Source organism: Levilactobacillus yonginensis (assembly GCF_964065165.1).
GTDB classification, from domain to species: domain Bacteria; phylum Bacillota; class Bacilli; order Lactobacillales; family Lactobacillaceae; genus Levilactobacillus; species Levilactobacillus yonginensis_A.
Genome location: NZ_OZ061549.1, coordinates 887943 through 914416 on the forward strand (window position 1 = coordinate 887943; position 26474 = coordinate 914416).

At 46.0% G+C, this 26474-nt stretch carries 24 protein-coding genes, 2 tRNA genes and 1 other RNA gene; 7 read left to right on the forward strand and 20 right to left on the reverse strand.

Features of this window, described 5'->3' with window-relative positions:
- Positions 1 to 287 precede the first annotated feature (287 nt).
- Together tnpA and AB3Y94_RS04405 are read right to left on the reverse strand one after the other, a co-directional pair.
- Complete coding sequence (gene tnpA, locus AB3Y94_RS04400; protein ID WP_367295194.1) at positions 288 to 752, reverse strand: IS200/IS605 family transposase; 465 nt, start codon at positions 750 to 752, stop codon at positions 288 to 290.
- A gap of 206 nt (positions 753 to 958) precedes the next feature.
- A tRNA-Glu gene (locus tag AB3Y94_RS04405) sits at positions 959 to 1032 on the reverse strand.
- A gap of 283 nt (positions 1033 to 1315) precedes the next feature.
- Between AB3Y94_RS04405 and AB3Y94_RS04410 the strand changes: the two genes are divergently transcribed.
- Entirely contained in the window at positions 1316 to 1594 is a 279-nt protein-coding gene (locus AB3Y94_RS04410; protein WP_367295195.1) for a hypothetical protein, read from the forward strand.
- Positions 1595 to 1823: 229 nt separating this feature from the next.
- Here the strand turns inward: AB3Y94_RS04410 and AB3Y94_RS04415 are convergent, their stop codons facing one another.
- The 10 genes from AB3Y94_RS04415 to AB3Y94_RS04460 all read right to left on the reverse strand — a co-directional run bounded on the left by AB3Y94_RS04415 (position 1824) and on the right by AB3Y94_RS04460 (position 13716).
- Positions 1824 to 2402, reverse strand: coding sequence for a hypothetical protein (locus tag AB3Y94_RS04415; RefSeq protein ID WP_367295196.1), 579 nt, complete (start codon positions 2400 to 2402; stop codon positions 1824 to 1826).
- 50 nt (positions 2403 to 2452) lie between these two features.
- A complete protein-coding gene (locus tag AB3Y94_RS04420) occupies positions 2453 to 3163 on the reverse strand; it encodes a hypothetical protein (RefSeq protein WP_367295197.1) in 711 nt (236 codons plus the stop codon).
- A gap of 46 nt (positions 3164 to 3209) precedes the next feature.
- Positions 3210 to 3743, reverse strand: coding sequence for a hypothetical protein (locus AB3Y94_RS04425; protein ID WP_367295198.1), 534 nt, complete (start codon positions 3741 to 3743; stop codon positions 3210 to 3212).
- Between the two features lie 298 nt (positions 3744 to 4041).
- Positions 4042 to 4114: transfer RNA gene (locus tag AB3Y94_RS04430), tRNA-Gln, on the reverse strand.
- Positions 4115 to 4312: 198 nt separating this feature from the next.
- On the reverse strand, positions 4313 to 7333 hold the full coding sequence (locus AB3Y94_RS04435) for a YfhO family protein (RefSeq protein WP_367295199.1): 3021 nt from the start codon (positions 7331 to 7333) through the stop codon (positions 4313 to 4315).
- Between the two features lie 295 nt (positions 7334 to 7628).
- Entirely contained in the window at positions 7629 to 8975 is a 1347-nt protein-coding gene (locus AB3Y94_RS04440) for a glucose-6-phosphate isomerase (protein ID WP_367295200.1), read from the reverse strand.
- Between the two features lie 238 nt (positions 8976 to 9213).
- Entirely contained in the window at positions 9214 to 10080 is an 867-nt protein-coding gene (locus AB3Y94_RS04445; RefSeq protein ID WP_367295201.1) for a GRP family sugar transporter, read from the reverse strand.
- Positions 10081 to 10265: 185 nt separating this feature from the next.
- Positions 10266 to 11414 (reverse strand): class I SAM-dependent methyltransferase, encoded by a 1149-nt coding sequence (locus tag AB3Y94_RS04450; protein ID WP_367295202.1) that lies wholly within the window; start codon positions 11412 to 11414, stop codon positions 10266 to 10268.
- Between the two features lie 98 nt (positions 11415 to 11512).
- Entirely contained in the window at positions 11513 to 12985 is a 1473-nt protein-coding gene (locus AB3Y94_RS04455; RefSeq protein WP_367295203.1) for an ATP-binding protein, read from the reverse strand.
- Positions 12982 to 13716 (reverse strand): response regulator transcription factor, encoded by a 735-nt coding sequence (locus tag AB3Y94_RS04460; protein WP_367296480.1) that lies wholly within the window; start codon positions 13714 to 13716, stop codon positions 12982 to 12984. The genes AB3Y94_RS04455 and AB3Y94_RS04460 overlap by 4 nt, the downstream gene beginning before the upstream one ends.
- Before the next feature lie 275 nt (positions 13717 to 13991).
- Between AB3Y94_RS04460 and ssrA the strand changes: the two genes are divergently transcribed.
- Positions 13992 to 14362, forward strand: a transfer-messenger RNA (tmRNA) gene (ssrA, locus tag AB3Y94_RS04465).
- 230 nt (positions 14363 to 14592) lie between these two features.
- Here ssrA and AB3Y94_RS04470 read toward each other — a convergent pair.
- The 5 genes from AB3Y94_RS04470 to AB3Y94_RS04490 all read right to left on the reverse strand — a co-directional run bounded on the left by AB3Y94_RS04470 (position 14593) and on the right by AB3Y94_RS04490 (position 20203).
- Positions 14593 to 15957: a M20/M25/M40 family metallo-hydrolase gene (locus tag AB3Y94_RS04470; protein WP_367295204.1), complete on the reverse strand. Its 1365-nt coding sequence runs from the start codon at positions 15955 to 15957 to the stop codon at positions 14593 to 14595.
- 179 nt (positions 15958 to 16136) lie between these two features.
- The gene (locus AB3Y94_RS04475) at positions 16137 to 17069 is read right to left on the reverse strand and encodes a sigma factor regulator N-terminal domain-containing protein (protein WP_367295205.1); all 933 of its coding nucleotides are present in this window, start codon (positions 17067 to 17069) and stop codon (positions 16137 to 16139) included.
- The gene (locus AB3Y94_RS04480; RefSeq protein ID WP_367295206.1) at positions 17066 to 17545 is read right to left on the reverse strand and encodes an RNA polymerase sigma factor; all 480 of its coding nucleotides are present in this window, start codon (positions 17543 to 17545) and stop codon (positions 17066 to 17068) included. The genes AB3Y94_RS04475 and AB3Y94_RS04480 overlap by 4 nt, the downstream gene beginning before the upstream one ends.
- Before the next feature lie 638 nt (positions 17546 to 18183).
- Complete coding sequence (locus tag AB3Y94_RS04485) at positions 18184 to 19572, reverse strand: class II fumarate hydratase (RefSeq protein WP_367295207.1); 1389 nt, start codon at positions 19570 to 19572, stop codon at positions 18184 to 18186.
- Positions 19573 to 19708: 136 nt separating this feature from the next.
- Positions 19709 to 20203: an alcohol dehydrogenase gene (locus AB3Y94_RS04490; RefSeq protein ID WP_125681973.1), complete on the reverse strand. Its 495-nt coding sequence runs from the start codon at positions 20201 to 20203 to the stop codon at positions 19709 to 19711.
- Between the two features lie 215 nt (positions 20204 to 20418).
- Between AB3Y94_RS04490 and AB3Y94_RS04495 the strand changes: the two genes are divergently transcribed.
- Positions 20419 to 20790, forward strand: coding sequence for a DUF1304 domain-containing protein (locus AB3Y94_RS04495; protein WP_367295208.1), 372 nt, complete (start codon positions 20419 to 20421; stop codon positions 20788 to 20790).
- Positions 20791 to 21280: 490 nt separating this feature from the next.
- Here AB3Y94_RS04495 and AB3Y94_RS04500 read toward each other — a convergent pair whose 3' ends face one another.
- Entirely contained in the window at positions 21281 to 21460 is a 180-nt protein-coding gene (locus AB3Y94_RS04500; RefSeq protein WP_125691531.1) for a hypothetical protein, read from the reverse strand.
- Between the two features lie 390 nt (positions 21461 to 21850).
- On the opposite strand from AB3Y94_RS04500, the gene AB3Y94_RS04505 reads away from it, so the two are divergent.
- Entirely contained in the window at positions 21851 to 22300 is a 450-nt protein-coding gene (locus AB3Y94_RS04505; RefSeq protein ID WP_367295209.1) for an OsmC family protein, read from the forward strand.
- Between the two features lie 63 nt (positions 22301 to 22363).
- Here the strand turns inward: AB3Y94_RS04505 and AB3Y94_RS04510 are convergent, their stop codons facing one another.
- Together AB3Y94_RS04510 and AB3Y94_RS04515 are read right to left on the reverse strand one after the other, a co-directional pair.
- Positions 22364 to 22537 carry a hypothetical protein gene (locus AB3Y94_RS04510; protein ID WP_367295210.1) on the reverse strand — a complete coding sequence of 58 codons (174 nt, stop codon included), beginning with the start codon at positions 22535 to 22537 and terminating at the stop codon, positions 22364 to 22366.
- 63 nt (positions 22538 to 22600) lie between these two features.
- Positions 22601 to 23044 (reverse strand): MarR family winged helix-turn-helix transcriptional regulator, encoded by a 444-nt coding sequence (locus AB3Y94_RS04515; RefSeq protein WP_125681981.1) that lies wholly within the window; start codon positions 23042 to 23044, stop codon positions 22601 to 22603.
- Positions 23045 to 23186: 142 nt separating this feature from the next.
- Here AB3Y94_RS04515 and AB3Y94_RS04520 point away from each other — a divergent pair, with 142 nt between their 5' ends.
- From AB3Y94_RS04520 to AB3Y94_RS04530, 3 genes are all read left to right on the forward strand, one after another.
- Positions 23187 to 23777, forward strand: a complete 591-nt coding sequence (locus AB3Y94_RS04520; RefSeq protein ID WP_367295211.1) for a DUF5067 domain-containing protein — start codon at positions 23187 to 23189, stop codon at positions 23775 to 23777.
- Positions 23778 to 24094: 317 nt separating this feature from the next.
- Positions 24095 to 24916, forward strand: coding sequence for a phosphorylcholine transferase LicD (locus AB3Y94_RS04525; protein ID WP_367295212.1), 822 nt, complete (start codon positions 24095 to 24097; stop codon positions 24914 to 24916).
- A gap of 27 nt (positions 24917 to 24943) precedes the next feature.
- Positions 24944 to 26473, forward strand: coding sequence for an exopolyphosphatase (locus tag AB3Y94_RS04530; RefSeq protein WP_367295213.1), 1530 nt, complete (start codon positions 24944 to 24946; stop codon positions 26471 to 26473).
- Position 26474 lies beyond the last annotated feature (1 nt).

Sequence of the window (26474 nt, forward strand, 5' to 3'; positions counted from 1 at the left end):
ATTAACGGGATTCTCGTTGATCACTATTTAGGTTATAAAACTGCCTCAAGCTAATCTTGAGGCAGTTTTTATTGTGTCACCAGACCCAAAACTGGCCTAGTCCACAGAATATTCGCCCCTTTTGGCTGGCAGAATTTTGGCACAAAATAAAAACCACCCGTTGAACGGGTGGTTTTCTCGAGGGCTATAAGCCCTGGATACTGGCCAGCGTCTCAAGGCGCTGGCTTTTGTGTGTCAAAGCCAAATTGCGTTTGCCACTTTTGCTGCCGCTTTAAGCGGCGTTTGTATTACTTACCCTGACCCTTGAAAGGGTCTTCATACTCCCGAACGCTGAGTCTATCCACCGCCTGATCACTTTTTTCTTGATCACGAATATATTTTTTGATGGTGGCTTCGTTCAAGCCCACCGTGCTCACGTAGTATCCGATTGACCAGAAATGTCGATTTCCAAATTTATATTTCAAATTTGCATGCTGGTCAAACATCATCAACGCACTTTTTCCCTTTAAATATCCCATAAAGCTCGACACACTGAGCTTGGGTGGGATACTTACCAGGAGATGAACATGATCTGGCATCATATGACCTTCCAAAATCTTGACCCCTTTATACTGGCATAAAAGTCGAATATCCTCCTGTAAGTCACGTCGATATTGATTATAAATCATCTTTCTCCTATACTTTGGAGTGAATACGATATGGTACTTGCATAACCACTTTGTGTGCGCAAGACTGTTGAGTTTATTCGCCATTTAAAAAGTCCCCTTTCGATTTAGCAATGTTGGCTTCGACACCTACATTCTAATTCTTATGGAGGGCTTTTTGGTACAACCGATCTATTATCCGCCCGCATAGCGGGTGGGTTTTTGTTTCGCACGCTTTAGCGTGCTCAACTGGGCCTAAAGGCACTACGAAAAAGCCCACAAACATTGTTTTACCAACGTTTGTGGACTAATTATCACCCGCACGGGGCTCGAACCCGTAACTCCGCCTTGAGAGGGCGACGTCTTAAACCAGTTTGACCAGCGGGCAATGTCATTTACTAGCAATATCTAATTTACGCTATTCGCCAAAAAAAGTCAATCCTTCTCTGCATGAAATTACATTAAAATGAGACTTCATGCAGTTGTTTAAATTTTAGGCTTGACTTAGTTATCATTAATTTAGTCAGTATCACCCGGTCAGTCCAGATGCCACTGGTTCGTTCCCAGTATACCCAATTACTTCACTCTGCCAGCAGCACAAACGGCCAACGTTAGACGGTCCTTTTTAAGCCAAGACAACACACTTGCATTATCGAACATTTGTTCGTATAATGCTATTTGAGGTGATGATCATGGAGCAACGCGCATTCAACGGAAAATTATTAGCAGAGCCGAAAGTACTCAAACTCAGTCCCCTGCTCATCTTCGCTAAAATTGCCGATGAGACTGGCGATATACACAATTGTCTAATTCATCAGCACGGTCTAAACTTTCCCTACCAGGCAACTGCCGGGGCGCACGTCGCACTATATGGTCACATGAACCAACGCAAACAATTTATCGTGACCCACTTTACTGTGGTGGCCAGTTCGACTTCGGTGGCCTCCTAACTTTACTTATGCAACCAAAAACACGTCTGAAGACTTGCCCCAAATGGACGAAGCTTCAGACGCATTTTCTTTGGACGAAACCGAGCTTGCTAAATCAATAGCTATTAAGAACATCGATTGGTTTTACTCAATTCCAATCACATCCCCGTTAGCCATTAATTCATCGTTTCATCCTTAGCATTGTATTGCCTCTCCCTGACGGCAGAAGAGGCAATAGTTAGTGAGTATCTTATTTTTTGGGACCGTAAAGGGTCTCGTAGTTGTACCCCTTAGGATTGGTTATTTTAGCCAAGTGCTTACTGGTGTAATAGTAAGGAGTATCCACGGGCAGTGACCGCAGATTTTTAGCATGAAGTACTTTAACCTTTTTACCATTCACGTTAGCAGTAACAACCTTGTAGCTAGTTTGCATGAACCTATGTGTCATAGCCGACTTAGAGTCTCTCCAGTAGCCTACCTCGGTTGACTTACCAACCTTGTTGGCAAATATCCAGCTGTCTTTCCCCGTTTGGAGTTTCTTAGCTGGATCGTATTGATGTAAGACATATTTATAGGTGCTGGCTTTAGTGTTTCCCCAGCCATTCCAGGTATCCTTAATTTTTTTTGAAGAAATGGTCAACTTACTATATCTGAATTTACCTTTATCATTTTTTTCGTAGTGATACCAGGTACGCCGTAAGGACTTGGGAAGAGTCTTCAAAGACTTCTTAGATTTAGCATCTGCCGTAACTCCTGGCGTCGCTACTACCACTGCGGCTCCCGTGGTTGTGGCAACCATCACTGCACTCACAATTTTCAATAATTTCATAATTTTTCCTCTTAACTATAGATATTCTTAAACTCAAAAACTATCAAGTTTTAACTCAAATCCTCTACCGCTGTGCTTAAAGCCTTGGAAAAGGTATCCATACTTGAAATAATAGCGTCAACGTTATCAGTGTATGGTTCTTGCTGGTCTAGTTTCTTAGCCATTGCATCCAAACTCGACCGTTGGGCTCCAGAAAATCGGTTTTTAAAGACGCCATAAACATTCAGTAGCGCGTCCTTATCTTTTCTGACAACGTTAACATCGCCGTCCTCACCATAATTGCCATCCCAGGTATATATAATTGAACTAGCCATTTCACTATAACTGCGTTCATAAGGGGTAGATTTATCACCACCGTTAACTGGCATCAAAGTATTTAAGTAGGCCGTATATGTTTCCTTTAACCGCTTCTGCTTGTTGAATGGTGCCTTACCAGTACGCAAATACTTCTTGTAGATCCAGCCAGACTTATTTTCAGACTTGATGTAGGCCAGTGTCCCCTTCTTACCATGATTCTTAATCACAGCCTTCTTGGTGGCGGTCCAGGTCGTGTAACGATACTTACTCATCTTGTACTTGCGATGAGTTAACTTGGCACTACTATAAATATTTCCAGTACTTCCATGATAGGTCTTGCTAGCAACATTTTTGCTTGAAAGCACCTTGACCTTACTCTTGGCGCTCGCTGGTGTCGTCAAACTTGGTGCCACCAACACAATACTCAGGACTGCTAACAGTCCCGTCTTCATAAACTTGTTCATGCTACACACACTTTTTAGAGAAATTCGTTCTCACTTTAATTTAGGATTACTTGTAGGCTCTGACCTTAAATTGCTTATTAGCGGATAAAACCACAAATGACTTGTGGCCCTTAATCTTTTCAGTATAACCTGCCCGTAATTTAAGCTTCTTGGCCTTGGTCTTCACCACCTGACTAAAGGTTAACTTCTTCGTTAACTTAGCCAATTTGGTAGTCTTACCCATCCTAATTTGAACGTTCTTTGCGGGTGTGAAAACACTGGTCGTAATGTTGGTGACCTTTAGCTTCCCAGTAACCTTCACTGATTTACCAGACTTGGTACGCTTGGCCTTCACGTTTGTGACCTGGTAGGCCCAGCGATTTTCCTTGGCGTTAACAGTTTTGTCGACGATAAGTCCCAGCCTAACCGCCTGTTCTGCGGTATATTCTTTACCGTTATACGTCACGGTCTGCTTACCACCATCGTCTTTAATCGTAACATCCACAGACTTGGCTTGGGCCGTGGTAGATGCGGTAATCAGACCGCCGCCTAAGCTCAACATGACCAGCAAACTAGTGAGTCCGCTTTTCATCAATCCCATATGTAGTTCCTCCTTCAACTGGCAACTGGTCGCCCTGATTGCCTTTATCCCTGTCGTAGTGTTAACTAACTAGACACTCGTAATCATACATGATGGGTATGTCACATTATGTCGTTTAACCTAGTATGTCGAATAAAAGTATAAATTTTTCAACTTTAGCTGACTATTTCAAAGACATCGACTTGGTATACCGACCGCCACTGGCAAATTACCAGTGACTAGTTAAAATCCATTGGACAAAAAAGCCGCCAGATCAACCTCTGTGAGGTCAACCTGACGACTAATATGAACCATATGATTGGGTATACTGGACTCGAACCAGTAAATTACGGATTCAGAGTCCGCCGCCTTACCAATTTGGCTAATACCCAATAAGCCTGTTTCCAATGTCGAAACAACTATTTAATAGTAACCTGTTCAGCGTTTGGTGTCAATAAATTTTCAGATTTTTTCGGCCAGATTGTATGAATTCACAGAAAATGTAATTTTATACAGGGTAAAGACGGTCCCCTTTTTTACGCAAAAAAAGAAACCACCAAATTGGTAGTTTCCTCTAACATGTATTTAACTTATCTTCGCCGGCGCCAAACACTCGCGACACCCGTAGCGATAATCACTAACACACCCAGCAGAGTGGCCAGTTCTCCGGCTTTCAGGCCAGGTGTTTGATACGTCAACCGAATGCGATGCTTACCAGCTGGCAGTTGTGCACCAACAAAGCCTACATTGACCTTCTTAGTCGCTTGCTGCTTCCCATCGACCGTCAAGTGCCACCCCTTAGAGTAAGGAATGGACGTGGTCAGGACACTAGTCTGAGCTGACTGAGAGGTCCCCGTAACACTATTCTGCTTCACGGAGAGTCCTTGTAAGCCCTGTTTCCTTAAGTTCTGCATCCGTTGGTCATACTGCTTACCGAATGGCACAGCGACCAATTTAACGGACTTAAACTTCAAGCTCTTCACACCCTTGAAGGCCAGCTGAATATTCCGGCGATCCTTGTGTGAATAACCCAAGTTCAGCACGACCCGTTGCTTGTTCTGATAGTCGGATAAATTACTCCGACCGAGTTGGCTAAACGTGTTGATATTTTCTGGCGTTGTCGCAGTCGCCGTGTAGGCACCGTCACTCTGTTGCCAGATGGCACTTCGCAGCTTATTGATCCGCGAAATACCGGTATATGCGTTATTTTTAAAGATACTATTGTTCCGATCACCATTGTACTTGTCGTCGACACTAAAGTTCTCCGCCTTAATACCATCAATTTCCAAGTACAGCTCTGTATTCCGCGTTCTCAGGGGATCGTTGACCTTTAAATTGTAAGTAATCGGATCATTTTGGTTGTCTGATGTCATTTCCTTTAAGCCATGTGCGTTGACTTGCTGTGTCCGTTTGAACGTTCGAGCGTTTTGTTCGGTCAGCTTCGTCACTCGCTGCACGTCATTATCAATGTTTACAGAACGGTCGCGGTTGTTTTTCCGTAACGATGGCTGGAATGGCTTCATCTCCAACTCAGCTTCGGTCTTGTTCCCGGACTTCCGGTAGTCAACCACTTTGCTGAGACTGTCCAAGACTGACCGATCATCGGCCAATGCTTGGTAACTAATTTGACGAGTCCGACTGTGATACGTTTTCGTTTTAACACGCTTTGCGCCACCATCAACCACTGCCCCCGTTGTCAAGGCCTGTTCACGGTCTGGCCCACTGAGCTGATTAAACTGACGCTGACTAAGCTGTTGCGTTTGCAGATAAGCCAGTGGCAAAGCGTTCTTTGATTTAAGCACCGTTGTCGGATAATTATTCCCCAAGTCATGCACCAATTGATCCTGGTAAGTCACGGCCTGCCCGTTCTTACGTTTGGCTGGCGTGTATCCATACGGAAAGGCCTGCATACCCAACTGATTTGTCCGGGCAAAAACATACTTAACACCTAATAAGTTGTTCATTGTCGTCCGGCTATCAGCCTGATTAATGGGTTTATTCATCTTAAATTGCGCGTTATCCATGGACTGACTAAAGTCCCCCACGGAGCCGTTCTCAATCGAGAAGTAAGTCATAATATCGTGCGTACCTAGGTTAATGCCCATGTTTGTTTTAGCTTCATTGGCATAGTAATAAAACTTACTCGTGGCGGATCGGTGAAAGCCCTTCTGTTTGTTCGTGTATTTTTCAGCACCATCGTAATAGTTCTTTTGATACTTCGTCGCGATGCCTTGTGGAACCAACTGAGCACTAGCACCACCAGAGTTAGGACTGAAATAGCCGTAGCCATTAGCAATGATGTTCAAACTCAAGAGCCCCAACAAGGTCCAGATCGTTCGTGACTGAGACCATTGGAAGAAGTGACTACTCAAAATGGCGCCCAGTGTCAACAGCAGCAGGCCATACATTACAAAATCGTGTGGATGGTTACTGTAGATAAATCCGTTAGCGGCCCAAACAATGGCCAACAACCCCAATGTACTGACAATCATCACTGAGAAATCGTTGCGTGTCAGATTTTTCAGCTCGTCCATGAAGGTCATGACGGCAATACTAAATGCTAAACAGCCCAGTAATAACCACCGCTGTGAGGGAGTCGTCATCCCATTCATCACGGCCGCAATTGCCGGTACCAGTGAACCAACCACTAGCAATAAGAGACTAATATTGAGCCACAAATAACGTTTAAAATGCCGCAGCACAAAGACCAAACTTAAGAAGGTCAGACCGGCCAAGCCCAAGTTCACCCAGAAACGCATGGGATTCCCCGTCGTCACCAACATATTGGGTAAGCGTAAGTAATAGTTAAATGGGTATAGCAAATAACCGTTGGCAAAAGAAGACGTTGCCCGCGTTGAGCTGGTCACCCCTAGGAGCGATGGCAATAACAGTGTCCCAGATAGTAGGAACCCCGTTGCCCCAGCACCAACCAAACGACCAATTAATGGCCAAACTTTAAAATGAGTCGTTTCACGTAGCTTAAAGTAACGTAGCACTGCGTACACAAAACTACCGATGGCCAATATGTAGGCAAAATAAAAGTTACTGATTAACGCAAGTCCCGTGAAAAAGGCCAGCGGTAACCACGATTTCTGACGATAGACGTGATCAATTCCGTAAGCCAAAAGTGGGAACAGAATCATTGGTAGCAGGAAGAATGGGTGCCGAATACTAACGTACAAAGAATACCCCGTAAACGTATACGTTAACGTTCCCAGCAACCGACTACTAGGCTTGAATGACCGTTGGCGAGCAAACAACATAAATGCCAGCCCACTCACGTACAACCGCAATAAAATCAATAAGTTGTAGCCCAATTCAATACTGTGTTTGGGAAATAAACCGATTAAATAACTAAATGGGTCACCTAACACATAGTACGAAAAAGTGGTCAACTTGTCGGCCCCTAACCCTAAGTCCCAAGACCAGCCAGTCAGACTGCCTTGATGGAGCCACGTATAAAACTTTTCTAAAATTGGATAGTGTTGGGCAAGCCCATCACCTTCCCAAATAAAGGACTTTCCTGTCAGCAGAAAAATGCCGTACAGGAAAATCGCCAACACCACAAAAATAACGGTGTAGTCCAAATAGCTCCGCTTTGACGCCTTCACGTTAAAATCTCCCCTTATTTCAAATCTAAAGTTGGACAGGTCAGCCCCTACCCCGGAGCCTAACCTATTCAACTATAGTCTGTCTATCCATATGTCACAAGGATTCTGGCCAATTAGCACCAAAACTTTAATCCTCGTTACATCACTGTTACCAAAAAATAATATTAGAAATTTATTTTAACATAATTAACCCGTAACAGTTGAAACTTTTCAACCGGTTGTCCTCTAAATTTTAAGGATCAAAAAAGGGCCGAAACAAGTACGTTTTGAGCCCCCCTAAATATATCTATTCTAATTAAAGGCGTGCGTTTAATTCTTTACCTAACTTTTCAAAGCCTGGCTTACCCAGCAAAGCGAACATATTCGTCTTGTAAGCCTCTACACCTGGTTGGTTGAATGGGTTGATACCGTTCAAGTAACCAGAGATACCAACAGCCACTTCGAAGAAGTAAATCAGGTAACCCAATGTATATGGCGTTTGGTCTGGAATGTGAACGCCCATGTTTGGTACACCACCATCGGTATGTGCCAGGACGACCCCTTCGTAAGCCTTCTTGTTCACAAAGCTCATTGGCTTCCCTTGCAAGTACTTCAAACCATCCAAATCATCGTCGGCACTAGGCACATCGACATCATTCTGTGGTTGATCCACGGTAATCACCGTTTCCATCAAGTTCCGGCGACCTTCCTGGATGTATTGACCCAAGGAGTGTAAGTCGGTACTGAAGTTTGCGGATGATGGGTAGATACCCTTTTGATCTTTTCCTTCGGATTCACCCATCAATTGCTTCCACCATTCTGCGAAGTACTGCAGACGTGGTTCGTAGTTTTCAAGCAATTCAGTGGTGTACCCCTTCCGGTACAAGATATTCCGTAAGGCAGCGTATTGGTAGGCTTCATTCTTAGTCAAATCAGGGTTAGTGTATGCATCTTGGGCATCAGCAGCCCCCTTCATCAAATCATCAATGTTGGCACCAGAAGCAGCGATTGGCAACAAACCAACAGCGGTCAGGACGGAGTAACGACCACCAACGCCATCAGGAATAACAAAGGTTTCATAACCAGCAGCGTCGGCTTCAGTCTTCAAAGCCCCACGTTTCTTGTCAGTCGTAGCGTAGATACGAGACTTGGCCCCATCTTCGCCATACTTTTTAATTAATTTATCCTTGAAGATTCGGAACGCAATTGAAGGCTCCGTTGTCGTCCCAGACTTCGAGATCACGTTAACGGAAAAGTCGCGGTCACCAATCAGGTTAATCAAGTCGTGAACGTAGTCAGGACTGATGGAGTTCCCAGCGAAGAACACTTGTGGTCCTTGACGCTTCTCAGCAGGTAAGTAGTTAAAGAATGTGTCGTGTAAGAAATCGACAGCCATCTTGGCCCCTAAGTAGGACCCCCCAATACCAATAACTACTAGGACTTCAGAATCAGATTGAATTTTCTTTGCAGCCGCTTTAATACGGGCAAATTCCTCTTTATCGTATTCTTTTGGCAATGCCAACCAATCACGGAAATCACTCCCCGCACCGGTTCCCTGACGTAACTCAGCGTCAGCAGCGTTGACCAGCGCCTGCATTTCCCCCAGTTCATTGTCATGAATAAACGGATCAAGTTTGGAACGATCAAAGGCGATATGTGCCATATTCAGATAACCTCACTTTTATTGATTTGACTGCTTCATTATACCGCAAACTTAGTCGCTCGTAAATGGTCTAGTCCAAAATTGGCTGAAAGTTTTTTAGGCGCTTTCAATCCACTTATAACGCGATCGAGCTGTCGCCACCAGCAAACAATCGACTGTCTCAATTCACTTTTACTAAATTTTTACGGATAAAAAAAGAACCTGGACATTTACCCAGGTTCACCTTCAATTAATCAAATTAGTGTTTCATCAAACCCAGTGTCACCCCACCAACGACCACTAACAATGAGCCGATGGTGATGTAGACCATTTCGCGACCAGTCTTCTTTTCACCCAATAACCAAATGCTCCCAAATGTAGAGATAACGATCCCACATTGTGCTAAGGAGTAGCTAATGGCTAAGCCAACCGTTGGAATGGACATGAACATGAAGAAGTTCCCAATGCCCCAAACCAATCCAGTCATGATGTTCTTGGCAGTGGCCTTATGCCAAACCTTCTGTCGGGAAAACATCACAAAAATCAAGGCTCCCAGAATCATCCCTAAGGATTGTGGAAAGAGAATGGTCTTAGAATCCAGACCCGAAGCAGTCACGATAACCGTGTAAAGCACGTACCCAATTGTTGAAATCGCAATGGCAATGGTCCCCTTACCAGCTTCAACTGGTTGACTAGCACCAGCCGTGGCACGCTTATCACGCAGCGACGTCATCGCTGCCCCAACAATCAAGACAATCACGGCAATGGTTCCCATGGTGACCATCTTAGTGGTCTTCCATTCATGGAACAATAGAACCCCGGCCAATGCGGTCCCAACTAACTGGAGACCAGTTGAAATTGGCACGGTCCGTGAAATACCGATAAACTTCATAGACTGAAATTGTTCAAACTGACCAACTGACCAGCAGAGTCCTGACGCAACCCCTACCAGCATGGACATTCCCGTAATTGGACTGTGGAAATAAATCAATGAAAACAGTCCAAACAATACGGCCCCAGCGGTCATTCCCAATGTTTGTTGGTAGGAAGTCCCACCCAAACGTCCACTAATTAAACCAATACTCCCCCAACAAACTGTGGGGATTAAAGCTAATAATATACCCATTTTGCAAGCCTCAACTCTCTCGTTTCATTCTGTAGACTATTCTCTGTAAGCGCTTTTTGATTTGCAATAGCTAGTTTAATGGTTTCAGTTTTAAAAGTAAACAAATTTTATTTAAAAAAAGGCCGAACGACAAGTGGTCTATCTTACCATTCGGTCTTCGTGTTGATAGTTTTCATGAATTTTCATTAATCAACTAACAACAATAAACCCTTAATTGATTCGCTATGTCGGTCCGAAACGTTGGTCAAAAAGTCGTTTGGTGAAGTGAATTCTTTGGAAACACTTACATGACCGGTATAATTTTGAATTGCATCGTTAATCGTTAACTTCAGTCGTTTCATAGAATACGTTGGTGCGGTCGTCGTGACCAGGACGTTCGACCCACTCTGCGCAAGCTGCAACGCCTGTTCTACTAGCGGCTGAAGATCTTGTTCCAAAGTGAACGCCCGCTTCTTGCCCCGAATAAAGGCCGGTGGATTGATCACAATCGTATCGAAGGTCAACTCATGCTTAATCGCATAGTCGAGGTAATTTTCAACGTCCATCGTCCGCATTTCAACAGCTGCTTGGTCCAAGTTATTAGCTGCCAACTGTGCTTGGACGGTCGTCGTTGCCCGGTTAGTTGGATCAACGGTCACAGCCTCAACGGCGCCACCTAACATTGCGGCTGAAACGGCACCCGTTTCTGCACTAAAGAGGTTCAGAATTCGTTTCTGTTGGCTCGTTTGCTTAAGCCAGTCACGAATATCACGGAACTCCAGGGCCAGCTGTTGTCGCGTTGACTTCAAGTCAACTGGGAAGGACATGTCATTTTCCATCACATTCATTGGTTGATCAACTGGCTTACCACTGATAATCTGTGTCTTATCTTGGCCAGGCGCAGCAGCTAAAACCACGTGTTCCTTGCCCATTACACGTTCAAATCCGGCGTAGATCAGCCGTGATTGTTGTTTCAACGCATTGTTTTGCCAACGAAAGACATACTGTCCGTTGTAGACATCGATGACTAACCCACCTAGGTTGTCACCCGTACCGTTGAAAAAGCGGTACGCTGCGGTGTCCGCAAAAGCAGACCGCTTGGCAGCGGCCGCTCTAAACTTACTAGCAAAGAAGCGTTCGTCGATTGGTTCATTTTCCCGTAAGCTCAGGACGTACCCGATGCCACGGTGTTGTTTAGCAAAATAAGCCATCGCAACGAAATGTTCGTGGTTTTCCAATTGGACCCACGCACCATCCTCAAAGTCGCGACGATTTTCTAAGTCAGTAATAGATACGATAGGATAGCCGTCCTCAAACTTACGGACGGACTTCCCGGTAATTTGTACTCGTTTCAAAAGTTTCCTCCTTAATGGTCTCCTCATTGTAACATGGCTAGTCGTGAAACACAGCCGTTAGTTTTCAGCGACAAGTCGTGGGCCTCACCTGCGCAGCTTTAGCTTTCATCCGTTCGTACGCGTTCTGAGTTTGTCTGATGTTGATCGGGAAAGATTACTGTGAACGTGGTCCCAATATTTTCTTTACTCGTCACACTGATTTTTCCGTGATGCAGTTGAACCAGCTGGTGGACGATTGACAAGCCCAAACCAGACTCGCCATACTTGGTATTTTTTCGGGATGGATCTGCCTTATAGTAGCGTTCCCAGATATTCTGCAATTGTTCTTCAGACATCCCCATCCCATCATCGGCTACCTTCACAATGGTCTCTTCATATCCCCGCTGAGCAGAAATGGTAACGTGCCCATGCTGGGTAAATTGAATGGCATTTTGGGTGATGTTAAACATAATTTGCACAAACCGGTCATAATCGGCGTAAACTTCAATTTCCTTGGGTGCCTGTAACTCCAGGTAATCCCCGCTATCTTCAGCCTTTTGCTTCAGTTGTTCTACGATATTATGCAAAGCATCCACCGCATTGAACTCATGCAGATTTAACGTAATCTGGTTAGAACGAATTTTCTCGTAATCCAAGTTCTCATTGACGAGTCGAATCAGACGGCTAGTCTCGCTTCGCATCAATGCAATGCTTTCTTCCTTACTCTCTTCCGGAATCGCATCGTATGCCATTCCCTCAAGCAAACCATTGATGGTGGTCAACGGTGTCCGCATTTCATGAGAAGCGTTGGCCATGAACTCACGTCGGCGCTCTTCTTGTCGTTGGATTTCCTCTTGAGAATCCTTCAGCGAATGGGCCATCCCGTTAAAATCATTGATCAAGTCATCAATTTCATCTCGATTACGACTAGCCATTTGAACATCATAGTTCCCCTTGGCAACCTGATTGGTCGCTTTCCGCAACCGATTGATCCGGGAGGTGTAGTACCGTGCCAAAATGTAACTGGCCACGATGGCCACCAAACAAGAAACCAACAAGGAACGAATCAAATTTCGATTAATCTGATTCACGTTGGTATTGATGTCGGAGACGAACGCTCCCATGACTACTACGGCTACCAACTTGTGATTGTAGAAATAGGGCTTCATGACCTCCGTCATGGCCGGACTGACCCGCCCATTCTTATTGCGGACCTGGCGATCAACCACTTTGTGGATAATCTGATTATTTTTGAGTTTCTTCCAATCAGACTTATTGATGGGTTGTTGATAAACGTTGGCCGGAAAAACAATTTTGTTCGTGGCGCTGTAGATAGTCGTACTAATGGCCTGGTTTTGCAGGAGTTGCTCGCTATTTTCTAACGCTGTTGTATCAAAGTTGACCGTCCGAGGATCCTGTGAACTAATCCGCAACGACTGTTCAATCAAGCTGTTCGAATACTTTTCCAGTGAATTCCACGTGTTACTGTACACCATGTGCCGCGTCATCTGGGAATATGAAACCCCCATTAGGACTAGGATAATGGTGATGGCTGCAAAGAATCCTAACATTTGTTGGTACATTAACTTCATTGCTGATCTGCTCCACTATCATCAAATTTGTAACCGACACCCCAAACGGTTTGAATAACTTGGGGGCCAACCTTTTCAATCTTTTGTCGTAATTTCTTAATGTGGGCATCAACTGTCCGCTCGTCACCATAGTACTCGTAGTCCCAAACTAGCTGGAGCAACTGCTCTCGAGAAAAAACCTGACGCGGCTTTTGGGCCAACGTCTTGAGCAAATCAAACTCCTTGGGCGTCAGCTCCTGAATCTGACGGCCGTTCAGGTACGCTTCACGCGTCTTTGTATTGAGCTTAAAGTTCTCGGTGACGACATCAAAGGCTTCCGTATCGTTCAACGGTGCCCTGGCTGCTGTCTTTGTTGTAGGGCCCAACTCGGCACGCCGGTGAAGGGCCTTAATTCTGGCAATCAGGGTAATCGGGCTAAATGGCTTAGTGACATAGTCATCAGCCCCCATCTCCAACCCCAACACTTGATCACTTTCGGAATCCCGGGCAGTGAGCATGATGATTGGTACCGTCGGCGATAGCTTACGAATCTCTGTGCTGACCTGCATTCCGTCCATACCGGGCAAGTTCAGGTCCAGGGTGACCATGTCCCAATCATTAGGAGCGGCCGCGAACATTTCAACAGCTTCATTGCCATCATAGGCAAATTGCACGTCCCACTGCTCCTTCTTAAAAAACATCGACATCATTTGTGATACTGAGTGGTTGTCTTCAATCATTAATAACTTCATTGCATCCTCCAAAGATTCTCGTGTCATGTCATCGGAGCCGGCAAAAGTTCGTGAACATGGGTACTCTGAAACTAACAGGTTCATCAGAAGTCGCCATGATGGAACCATGAAGTTTCTGTAACTTTTGACCGGTTACTTGGTTTAATGGCTATGAGGCTTTCTCAACTACCTATTATACTATACTGCTCAAGGCATTAATGCCTTAATTTAAGCCCAAATAGGCGAAATTCTTTGCAGGTCGTCATAGGTATGGTAAACTTAGTTAGTATCGTCATGGGGCCGTTCTGGATTCGACTGGTATAGGTTGAACCTTGACTGCGCGTCGTAGCGGCATCTACGTTAAAAGGTCCAGTTTATTATAACTGCAAAAAATAATAACAATTCTTACGCTTTAGCTGCTTAATAGGCGCTTAACGTAGATCCTCCTAGGCTTGCCCGCGGTCTAGATCTGGGTCCTAAATTTAACGGGCTTACGCTAACGGCTCCCACCTGAAGTACGTTAGAAGAGATGAATCAGGTTAGCTGAGTATGTGGGCCCTGACAGGCGGCAAGTTATTCAGTGAAACGATAAGTAGTCTGCCTATGCGTGTAGACGTTAAGGTGGCAATATGCTAGGACGCGGGTTCGATCCCCGCCGGCTCCATCTAAACGCCAGAAATGACTTAACCTATGACGAGAAAAGCCACGTTCCCTCGGGAGCGTGGCTTTTTTGTGTTTTTTTGGTCGAACGAGCCCTGACTTAATGCGGTTTGTTCAGCCAAAAGTAGCTGATTAACATCTAAACTAAAAATCTTTTCTTCCATTAGACATGTGATTTGCTGAACGATGAATCGTTGTTAGTCATTAGTCCACGCCTTGATGGTCATTTACAACTCCCTAGCCTTCACCAAATGCCCGAATGAATCTGGCGGTGTATTCCCCCGCCTGTAAATAATCAGCCACTCGGATGTTTTCATTTGGCGCGTGGGCCCCAGAGCCGGACCAGGTAGATCCAAACGCCACGATTGGTGTTTTAATCACCTCATCAAATGGTGCTTGCGGTCCAGTTCCGGCAGAGTTTGGAACTAATTTCACAGAATTACCATAAACTTCATGAGCAGTTGCCACCGCCGTCTGAACCAGGTCATCCGTTAAGTCAGAGCGAAATGGTTTCTCACCCAATAAGTAGTTAACCTTGACATCGGAAAAACCGTTGGCCGTTAATTGCTGTTGAATCAATTCTGCTAGCTTATGTGGATCCTGATTTGGTACTAGTCGACAGTCTAGCTTGGCCTTCGCAAACTTAGGCAAAACGGTCTTTACCCCATCGCCCTCGTAGCCGCTGGTCAACCCATTAATGGTCATGGTCGTTGCATTGATCAGTGCCGTGGTTGGTTCATCGGTCACTAATGGTGCTGTCAGCCCGAACGTCTTCCGCGTTTGCTCTTCGTTAAAGTTCATCTCATCTACAGCAGTCTGCTCAACCGGTGTCAGTGACCGAACATCATCGTAGAAACCATCTACTAACACTTCATTCTTCGGACCACGTAAGGAAGCTAACGCTCGGGTCAGCCGCCAAGCAGCGTTGTCAGCGTAGGCCGCCAGTGAAGAATGTAAATCCACCGCAGCCGTCTGAACGGTAAGTTCAAAACTCATGATGCCCTTCACGCCACAGGTGATGGCAAAATTCTCGTCGGCATCCTTACCACCAGTTTCCCAGACGAGGCCATCAGCAGCCAAGTCAGTAGCGTGTTTGACGGTCATCTGGGGAATATGGCGACTACCGATCTCTTCTTCCCCCTCAACGACAAACTTGAGGTTGCATGGTAACCCACCGCTGCGTTGCAAAGCTTTCACGGCAGACAAGCGTAGCATGAGTTCGCCTTTATCATCTGAGACGCCGCGGGCAATGTATTTACCACCCACTTCGGTTAATTTAAACGGTTCAGTTTGCCACTCATCTAACGGTTCCGGCGGCTGAACGTCATAATGGTTATAGAAGAGTAACGTCTTATCAGCGTTCCCCTGTGGCCCTGCTGGTAGCGTAGCAAAAACAAACGGATTACTGCCAGGTACGTCCCGCCACACCGTGACTCCGGCACCCAACTCCTGAAACGCTGACTCTAGAAAGGCAACTGTCTCCTCAATACCTTTATTTTGTGCGGATACCGTTTCGATCTTTAGATAGTCCGCTAAACGTTGATGATCCTCTTCTAAAGCCGCTGTCACGGCCGCTTTCAATTTGTCCGTACTTTCTGACATACGCCACACTCCTTTTTACGTCAAAAGCACCCTCAGTCAAATTTTCCGACCGAAGGCGCCATTTAGGTTACCCACCGTTTATCCAGGAAATATCCTGACATAAACCTATTCTTGAAAACTAACTTGTCATTCACATTAATCTTTGATGAGTAAAAAGTCAAGAAATTCTCATTGAATACTCATTTTACTGGTTTACGGGTCTGATAGATGCCAACTGAACTGTTGGCGATCCAAGTCGCTTTTAGCAACGGCTTAAAAGCTTCGCTATTTCCCGTAACGATGAGGCCAGCAAACTTGGCCGTCCGTAATTTAGGATGTTGTTTAGCGTACTGACCAGCAAACTTGAAAATATTAACGTCATCATAGCTCAAACCCAGGTCATGCTGATGGGCATAAACTAAGCCTTGATGAAAACCCCGATAATCATCCTCATTCAGTGTCCCGGCTGCGTTTTGAACATTCAAGCCAAACAAATTATTATCCATAAAGGTTGGGTCGGCCTTCTTCTCCACCCCAATCCAATACCAGGCGGGGTGGACGCCTTTTGGCAGCCGTTGTTGAATGGCAGCGTAACTCAGTGGTTCCTTGAAGGTAACCCCCATTTCAACCACAGCATGTCGCTGATTCGCAATTTTTTGTAGGTCGTGAGCTGGCTTTTCCGCCGCTTTTTTTAAACGTGGATTGTAAAACACGGGTACTTTTTGCTGGGTCTCCTGATCATAGACGGCACCACTAGTGCCATTGGACTCAACAGCGTTGATATTCCCCGAGATATGTGAACCGTACAACCAGGAATACGTTGCCGTAAGCGATGACCAGGGAACGTGAACGCCTTCGACATCCTTGAATCGTCGGTTAAAAACCTGTCCCCCAAGCAGGGAAGTATCCTTCAACCGCAACTCACTAGTTTGGATATTAGGCGCCATAATTTGTGAAACCATTTCTAGGTAGTTCATCTGTTCATTAGACTCATTGGCTGCCTTCATTTGCGTTAATTTATAACTACCGAGGGCCACCAACATCAGCACAACTAGGACAATCATAACCGTACCGATCCATCGAAAGATTTTTACCCGTAGTGCCAATCGCCGAAACTTTTTTCCTTCGTTCAATCCCCGTCACTCCTCATTACTTTTTCTAGTTTGCGATGAACACGATGTAACCGCATCTTAACCGTCCCTGGTCGCACACCCAACCGCGCGGCCACTTCCGCTACGGATAAAGCCTCTTCATAGCGGAGCAACAATAAGGAAATCTCCCGCGAGGACAGTCGTGTCAAAGCTAATGCCAAACCAGTCTCAATCGGTATATTACCAACAGTTTCCAGCATTGGTCGTAAGTAATTTTGAACAATATCGGCGTAACGCTGGCGCCGACGATACCCGTCCAGATACGTTGACCAGGCCACCCGATACATATACGGTCGTAATTTATCGGGTGGTAAAATTAACTGCATTTCCAATAATTTAACAAATACATCCTGCACCACGTCAGCCGCAATCTCTCGATCAGCGCCCCGGTTGATCAGGTAACCCCGAATTTCAACTGCTAGTTCACCGACCAGCTGTTCATAAGCCTGTAAGCGCATGTCTGCCCCCTTTCACTAGTGATAACGAACGAGTTGGCAAAAGGTCACACCTATTTTCAAAAAAACAAGTAATCGCAGTATACCTGAAAATAACGGCAAAAAAATAGTGACCCGCAATCAGGTCACTATCCGTTGTAAATCCAATTAAATTTGACTCTCCTACTTAAAATTAGCCTCACCCAGCCACCTGCGGTACTCAGATATTCCGCCCGCTGTGGGGAACGCCTACGGCCTGAGAAGCGGTCCTTCGGCTCGGTTTGAAGCCTGGAAAACCACCAGTCTCCAAATACGTCCCACGCTGTAAGCCGAAAATCGGCTAACACCGTCGACACAGCAGGCTCCACCTCTGACCACCTTAGGTTAAACGGGTTCTTGAAAACTAAGCTAGCTTAAATGCCTGAATGACAGCACTTACGCAATATTATTGGCGCGCCACTGGGTAGCCGGGAGTGAACCAAATTTGGACTCAGCCGTGGGATTTTCAAGTGATTTTCTTGAAAATGGCGACTTGAAGACGTACTTTGCGGCTTCAAGCGAGGGACAAGACCGTCCTTTGGCTTGTCCCGTCCTTCCCACCACGTTCCAGTCCAAATTTGGCGAACGGTAAGGCACAAGAACCCACTAGATTGCCTAAACGATCAGCTTCTAGTTCGATCGTTATTCGTCATTGCTAAGGGATCGACCCATTCGTCAAACTGAGTCGCAGTCACTTTCCCAGACTGGATAGCAGCAGCTCGTAACGTGGACCCCTCTCGTTCGGCCTGCTGAGCAATTTCAGCGCTAGCGTGATACCCAATATGGGGGGACAGCGCTGTCACCGTCATCAAGGACTGATCAACCAGTTCCGTCATCCGATCCGCATTGACAGTGAGTCCATGAATCAATTTGGTGGTAAAGCTGGCAATTGTTCCATTCAACAGGTCCGTCGACTCCAAGAAAGTGGCAATAATTACCGGTTTATAAACGTTCAGTTCAAAGTTTCCTTGGGAAGCCGCCATGGAAATCGTTACATCGTTGCCCATCACCCGGGTCGCCGCCATGGTCAGTGCTTCTGCTTGAGTGGGATTGACCTTGCCAGGCATGATTGAAGATCCCGGCTCGTTGGCGGGAATGTTTAATTCATTGTAGCCAGCCCGCGGGCCACTGGCCAAGAACCGAATGTCGTTGGCAATTTTCAATAGGTCTCCGGCTAGCGTTCGAATAGCCCCGTGAACGACGGTTAAGCCGGAATGAGCGGCTAATCCAAAAAATTTATTGGTATCCGCAGTAAACGTCTGCTGATAGGCTTGGCTCAGCTCGGCGGCTACTGCGGCGGCAAATCCGGGAGCCGCATTTAATCCCGTCCCAACAGCCGTCCCACCGATTGGTAATTCCCCCAGCGTCGGTGCTAACGAGGTTAGGTAATCACGATCATGTTGCAAAGTGCTGACCCACCCACTGATTTCCTGACCAAAGGTTAACGGCGTGGCATCCTGCAAATGTGTCCGCCCAATCTTGACTACTTGCCAATATTCCTGTTGCTTCGTCTGTAATTCCGTTATCAACGTATCCAACTGTGTAACTAGTTTAGTAACGGCCACGGTTGACGTCACGGCCATCGCGGTTGGAAAAGTATCATTAGAGCTCTGACCGCGATTCACATCATCATTGGGTAAAACCCCACTCGTCGGATCATACGTCATGGTTTGATGGGCAATCACTTCATTGACGTTCATATTCGTCTGCGTGCCGGACCCCGTCTGATAGACCCGCAGTGGAAAGTCCTGCTGCAGTTGACTATCAGACAAATTTAACAGGTCCTCCGTGGCCCGAATAATCAGTTGGGCCTTGGCCGTTTGAATCTCTCCCAAGTCCCGGTTGGCAATAGCCGCTGCCCGCTTAAGCTGTAACAACGCCCGAATCAGGACCATTGGCATCAACGGTCCTGTCGTAAAGTTGTGACGACTACGCTCCGTCTGAGGACCCCACAGAGCCTTGGCTGGGACCTTAACTGTTCCCAAAGTATCCGCTTCTTCACGATAATCCATCTTTCCTCTTCCTCTCTAGAACCTGATTACGTTCAATATACCGGGTGGTCCCGGCAACGTCAATCAATCCACCAAAAAAGCCGACCCCGCAGGATCGACCACTTGGCTTCTATTGTTTGCTGGTTAATCTGCTGAATTAGCCTTCAGCGGAGGCTTTCATTTGAACATCGTCGTTCTTAGCCAGTTGTTGTTCCGCTTGTTTACGTGCCGCAACGGCATCGTAGAAATCGGTAAAGGTCTGGTTTAAGATGTAACGCCCGTGGTAAAATAAACGCGCGGCCCATTTACCAGAACGCTTATCAAAACTCACACCAATGACACCAGAAATATTTCGGGAACTAATCTTAGTCAAAGCAGCAACGTTGGAGCCATTCACCAATGGGAGGTTCATGGCATTGCCGATTTGCTTACGAGTCCGGGGATCCTTGGTTAACCGTTCCTTACTAATATCGCGACGATAACAACCGCAGCTAACGGTGATACCATGGCGTAAGCGGTAGCTGTCCACCGCCACTAAGTTACCGCAAGAACACTTACACAACCAGGTTGCGTTGCCGTTCTTAGCGGTACCGTCACGACGAATAACCGTTAGTCTGCCGAATTGTTCGCCTGTTAAGTCTAGGAGTCTCATGGGTAATTCCTCCATTCAAAATTTCAAAAAGTCTGTTGTTGTGCCGTTCTCCCCGTGAATGAACCGAGTTCCCCTGAGAAAAACATCCTCACTTAGTTATTCTACACGCCAAACTAAAAGTTAGCTTAAAGTTTTAAACATTTCGTCATTCAAAGAGTAATGACCCACACCGTTGAGTTATACTATAACTAATCGCTAGAAAGAAGGCAATAATTATGATTTTAATCAGTACAATCTTAATTAATTTAATCGGTCTCGAGCACATATTCATCATGTGCCTAGAGATTTGGGGAAAACCCGAAACTCAGGCCAAGGTATTTGGCATGCCCCTCAGCTTCGTTAAACAGGCCCCTGCAAAGGCCGCTTTAGGTAATATGGGAATTTACAACGGGATGCTGGGTTTCTTGATTTTAGCCAGTCAACGTGTCTTGACCACCGAACCCCGCTTGATCATTAGCTCACTTTTAATGATTTTTGTCGTCATCGTGGCCCTCTTTGGTGCCTTCACCGTTAAAAAGGAGATATTTTGGCTACAAGGAATGCCGGCATTACTGACGTTTCTCGTTTTACTAACTTTAATCTTTTAAAAGAATCTTGTGTTTTACGGTTTACAGGTCTTGCTCACCACGTTATAATGTAGGTACATATTCAGGTGAGAGCCTGCCATGGAACTTCAATCGTTGGAGGAGTTAATTGACATTTTGCCATTATTAACACCATTGAAGCCGTACACATACTTCTATTCTGCTGGTTGCGTCTATTCGTAACTAGCTTTTTTTTAAACCAAGAATCCCATCACCTGCCGCATGCCGGGTGATGGGATTGTTTAAGTTATTTATGCTTGGATTCCCCAAAAATGAGAATCACGTCTCTACATTTGACTGGCAACCAACCACAGATGAATCATGTGATAAATAACCAGCGCCATTGTTCCGACAAATAAACATCCGCCAAAATAATATAGATAGTACATCACTGGATGTTTCATCCTATTGCCCCCTCATCGACCTTGGTTGCCCCAAGCCTACCATGAGCGCGTTCTGTGACTGTACTCTGAACCTCAGTATCTGTACTGGACTAACTAACCGATGAAACTTCACGACGTTGAGCAGCAGCGATAATGGCCTCCTGTTCGGCAATTGTTGCCGTAAACCGGGTCATCATCTCACGTTCGACTACCTGGGCACCGTGTTGCTGTGCTCGCCAACTGATCATCTGAAACTTCTTACGTTCGTTTGACAACTCTTCCGTTAACATTTGGCTTCCCCCAAACTCTAATCGCCAGTGTTCTCTTACTTGTCCCCTATATTATAACAAAATATTTTAGCCGGTCTACCCTAAATGAATAAAAAATACAAAAAATTTACATAAACCCATTTACTTGCATCGCCTGCCACGACGCTATTATCAATAGCTTGTAAATCCATTTACGGGTGATTTGTTGACAGTTCATTATATAATTGGTATAGGTAACTAGTGCAACCGGTTGGTCCCTAGCCATTCCTTAACTTTGCGCAACAGTTTAATCAGTCAACAGTCAGTGGTTTAGCTCCATAGAAAGCCCTTACATTTATACAGCGAATTCGTTGTCTTTTGTTCAAAAGCAGCGTAATCTAAAGGTAAATACCAGAAAGGAAGTTGATCTATTTGGCCATTGACCGTAAAAAGTTTCCACCGCTATATCGAACCGTTGCTGTCAATGATGACGGCCTCGAAAGTCACTCCTTCATTCCAGGTGGACTGGACGTGCTGACCAGTACCCCGCTCAATGACCAACCAGGAGCAAATCCTGAACAATTCATTGGTTTGGCGCTTAGCACCTGCCTAAATGCCACGCTGGAAGCAATTGAAAAACGCCGCGACTTGCCCCACACTTCCCAAGTCCACACAATTGTTGAAATGGCTCGAGATCAGCGCGGTTTTCAATTTTACGTAACCGCTCAGATTCGCTTACCCGGTGTTGACCAGGAAACCGCTGAAGCAATGGTTGATTTGGCTGAGCGGCGATGTCCAGTTGCCAAACTCTTGGGGGGTAGCGAAAACGTTCACGTTGAACTCGTTAAGGAGTTCTCACCGGTTCCTGCAGTGACTGAATAATTAGTCCGAAAAAAATGGGCCACACTCCCTAACTCAGTTAGGATCGTGTGGTCCATTTTTTTGTTAGCGTCGGCTGAAACGTTCTCTTAGTCGTTCCCACCACGAGCGTTGTGTAGATTCTCCATACACAAAGGGCCGTGGACGCCGTGACGCCCGCTTGTCATCGTGGCCATCATCCATGAAGACAATCTTGCGCCAGCGCTTTGCTTCCTCATTACTCATGCGCTTTTTGCTCATTGACTCCAATCTCCTTCTTACCACCACGCTTAGCCCGTGGCACTTACTCTCTTAAACCGTTCACTACTTTTTCATCCGTGTCACTTGACTAAAGTCTTGAATAAACTGCAAGATTTGCCGAGCGCGGTCGTTGCCATACACGTCGACCCATCCCTGAAAGCGTTTATTAATTCGCTGCCGGATAACCCGTTCAGCCTTGGCTCCCTCGGGCGTCGTTAACAAATACAGCCGCCGCCGGTCATTTTCATCCGGTCGCTGCTGTAAATATCCCTGTTTTAACAATACCTTGATCTGCCGTGAGATGGCACTACGGGTCACCTGCCGTTTGCTGGCAATATCCATCAGTGTCACGTGCTCATTACGGGTAACATCCCGCAGAATCAGGTATTGCTCAAACGACAAGTGAAACTCTTTAGCCGGCTCTGAAACAAACTCGTCTAAATACTTGAGTGAATTCATGTAGACGTCGATAAAAGCGTCCAACAGAGGTTGTTCTTGCTCAACCATAATTACCCACCTACATTTCTCAAAATACGATTTTTATCTTAGCATTTACGCCCACTAAATACCAGCATTTTCGCGCTAGATAACCGGTGGTCTGGACCAACCTATGCTAAAATATAGGTAAGCTAACAGAGGGGGAAAATGCATGATGTCACATGTAAAATTTATCACAGTAATCGGTAGTCTATTGCTCCTAGCCGGTTGCGGTACGGTCAACAAATCTGGAGCAACTAAACCATCCAGTCAACAGGAACCCGCTACCAGCAAGCGTAGCGGCCAATCACATAAAGCTAATAATCACAGCAGTAGCGCAACCAGTTCGCACACGCAAGCCAAGACGGCAATCTTTGCCAATCAAACTTTCACGATTAAAGACGTGGCCTTCAAGCTGACTGCCAACAAGATTACTGCTAGCGCCACCGCCAACCGGAACCTGTTTGTTCTCTATTATACCGTAACCAACAACGGAACGCGCGATGTCGTACCTAGTGACCTATGGCAATCAGCGGTCAGTGCCACCCAGAATGGAAAAAAGTTGGGGACAGGGAACCTAGCATTTACGACTAGTCAAACTCAGGATAACAACAAACTCAATCGCACCGTCATGCCGGTAAAGCCCGGTCAGACGGTCACTGGCCTGGCTACCTTTGAGCCTAAAGGTAATCAGACAATTACGGTAATCTTCAGGGATACCCACAACCAGACCGTTCACCAAAGCACTTATCCTTTAAACTAACTTAACAATTCCGTGGGCTGGTAGTAGCTTCCAGTAGACGGAGTGGCAATCTGCTGCGAGGGACGGTGAGCTGTGTATGAACCACATGACTCCAAACTTGCCTCCGATGTAACCTGGCTCAAGAACCGCCAAATAATATCGTTGACACTGCTGACCACCACCCCGTCTACCTCCCATAACCATTACGACTACTCTATCAAGGCAACATCTTAAAATTTCATCAAAAATGACCCAATCGAAAATAATTTTATAAGTTTGATCCACATCACACCATCAAGAGCCCGTATCACTAATTTTGTACCCGAAAGGACACTTCTATGCCGCAATTGATTGATCGAATTCATCAAGTTGAGCTGGGTAACCTGGAACAGTTTATTCACCTCTGTGACGATCTGCACTTACCCTACTTTTTAATGGGCGGCTCGCTCCTAGGTGCGATTCGACACCAGGGGTTCATCCCCTGGGATGACGACGTTGACGTTGGTCTGCTTCGCGCTGACTACGACCAATTCCTAGCAGCCGCCCCCACTGCCTTGGCTGGTACGCACTATTTTCTCCAAACACCTGCAAGCGACGAAAATTACGCACTCAGCTACGCTAAATTGTTGGATCGTAACACTTACATTGAAGAAAAAAATAATGTCAACAACGCACGCAAAGGTATCTTCATCGACATTTTCCCTTTGGACCGCATTCCAGACGATCTCACCGCGCAACGTGAACAGCTCACTAAATTTCAGATTCTAAATACGCGTTTGCTCTTCCAGTTGCGCTATCATCTGGTCGATAACCCTTTACGAAAATTACAAAATCCACTGAACGTGGATCAATTAGCCGAGGCGCATTCTCTTAAAGCTGAACGCCAGGCAGTCATGACGCAGTATCAGTCACAGTCACAACTGACACAGGTTAAGAATTTGGCCTCACAGTACAGCTACACCAAAGAGGTACTGACCGTTGCGGAGGTCACCAACCTAACCACCGTTCCGTTTGAGCATCTGACGGTTCAAGTACCAGCGGACTATGCTAACATTTTGACACGTATGTACGGGAACTACCTGCAACTTCCTCCGGAAAACCAACGAACCGAAAAACATTTGGAACGGGTCATCATGGACAATCAGGTGTTCACCGATTAAAAACTAACTCAGAAAGTAGATGATTTTATGGCTGACGATTATTTTGGCGCAATGCTTGTAAATGTTTCCAGTCTCGAACTGTCGATTGTGAACTTAAAGACCGGCACCCAAACGGAACGGGTCAAGTCGACTGTCGCTATTGGGGAAAATATTTACAACCATGAAGAAATCAACTTTAAAAATGTGGCAGATGCCGCCGAAGCTTTACGAGGTTTCATGCAAGTCATTAAGGACTATGGCGTCACCCATTACGAATTATGGGGGTCACAAGCACTCTCTTCGGCACCTAATGCTGAGTTCATTCGTGATCAACTCTTCGTTCGGACCGGCCTCCACATCAAGTGGCTGTCACTCGGACAGGAATCCTTTGTTCGTAATGAAGCGATTGCCCTACACTTTGATCAATATCACGACCTGGTTAAAGACCACGCCGCCATTATTGGGATGAACTCTGGCAGTACCACACTATCCTTCTTTGCTCACGATGCACTGGTCGCTTCCCACAACATGAAGCTGGGGCCGGTCCGTATCAAAGAGGTGCTCCAAACTTTACGAGCCACTGCACCCAATCCTGTCGATGTCTTGGACGACTACATTAATAGCAAGGTCGATGACTTTTACCGTTTCTTGCCAGACAGCCTGCAAACGACGCCCAACGAGGTCATTTTAATTGGCGCCTCACCACTCAACACCTACTTTATCCCCCGTGGTCAAGTCAGTTACACCTTGACGCTCAAGGATTTTTCTAAATTTGCTCACGAGGTGGCCGGGGCCTCCAACCAATTTTTAATGGAACGCCTCCACCTTAGTGAAGAAAACGTCGAAATTATTCTCCCGGTGGTTCTACTGATTAAAAAACTTCTGACAGTGGTCCACGCTAAGGAGCTCCACCTAGTCAATCTTAATGTACTAGAGGGCCTAACCACTGACCGCGCAATTGCGGCCGGCTACCACAAATATCACTTTGAAAACCAAATTTTGGCAGCCGCTGACGATCTTGCCCGGCGTTATCGGGTCGAACCCCAACACATGGAACTTGTTCGCCGCTTTGCCCTACACCTCTTCGATCAACTGCGACCTCTGCACCACCTCACTAGTCGAGACCGACTTCTGCTTCAGGTCGCCAGCATCGTCCACGATATCGGCGGATTCATTGACACGCATGAGCACTATTTTCATTCAGACTACGTCCTTAAACAATCCGAAATGCTCGGACTCTCCGCTGAAGAAATTCAGATTATCGCAGCAGTGTCCCGGTACCACAGCACCCGCACGCCTGGTGAAGACCTTGCCCACTTCCGCTTATTGAGTCCCGAAAAACGACTGACCGTGGCCAAGCTTTCCGCCATGTTACGGTTGGCCGACGCGCTAGATGATGCGCACCAACAAACCATTCAGAAGATTTCAGTTTCCCTGCGAACCAACAAAGTGATCATCACCGTCTACAGCGATGACGAACTTTCCCTCATCCGATGGGCCTTTAATTTTAAGGCCGAATTCTTCACGGATGTCTTTGGCTTACAGCCCGTCTTAAAACAAAGGAGGTTACACAAATGAC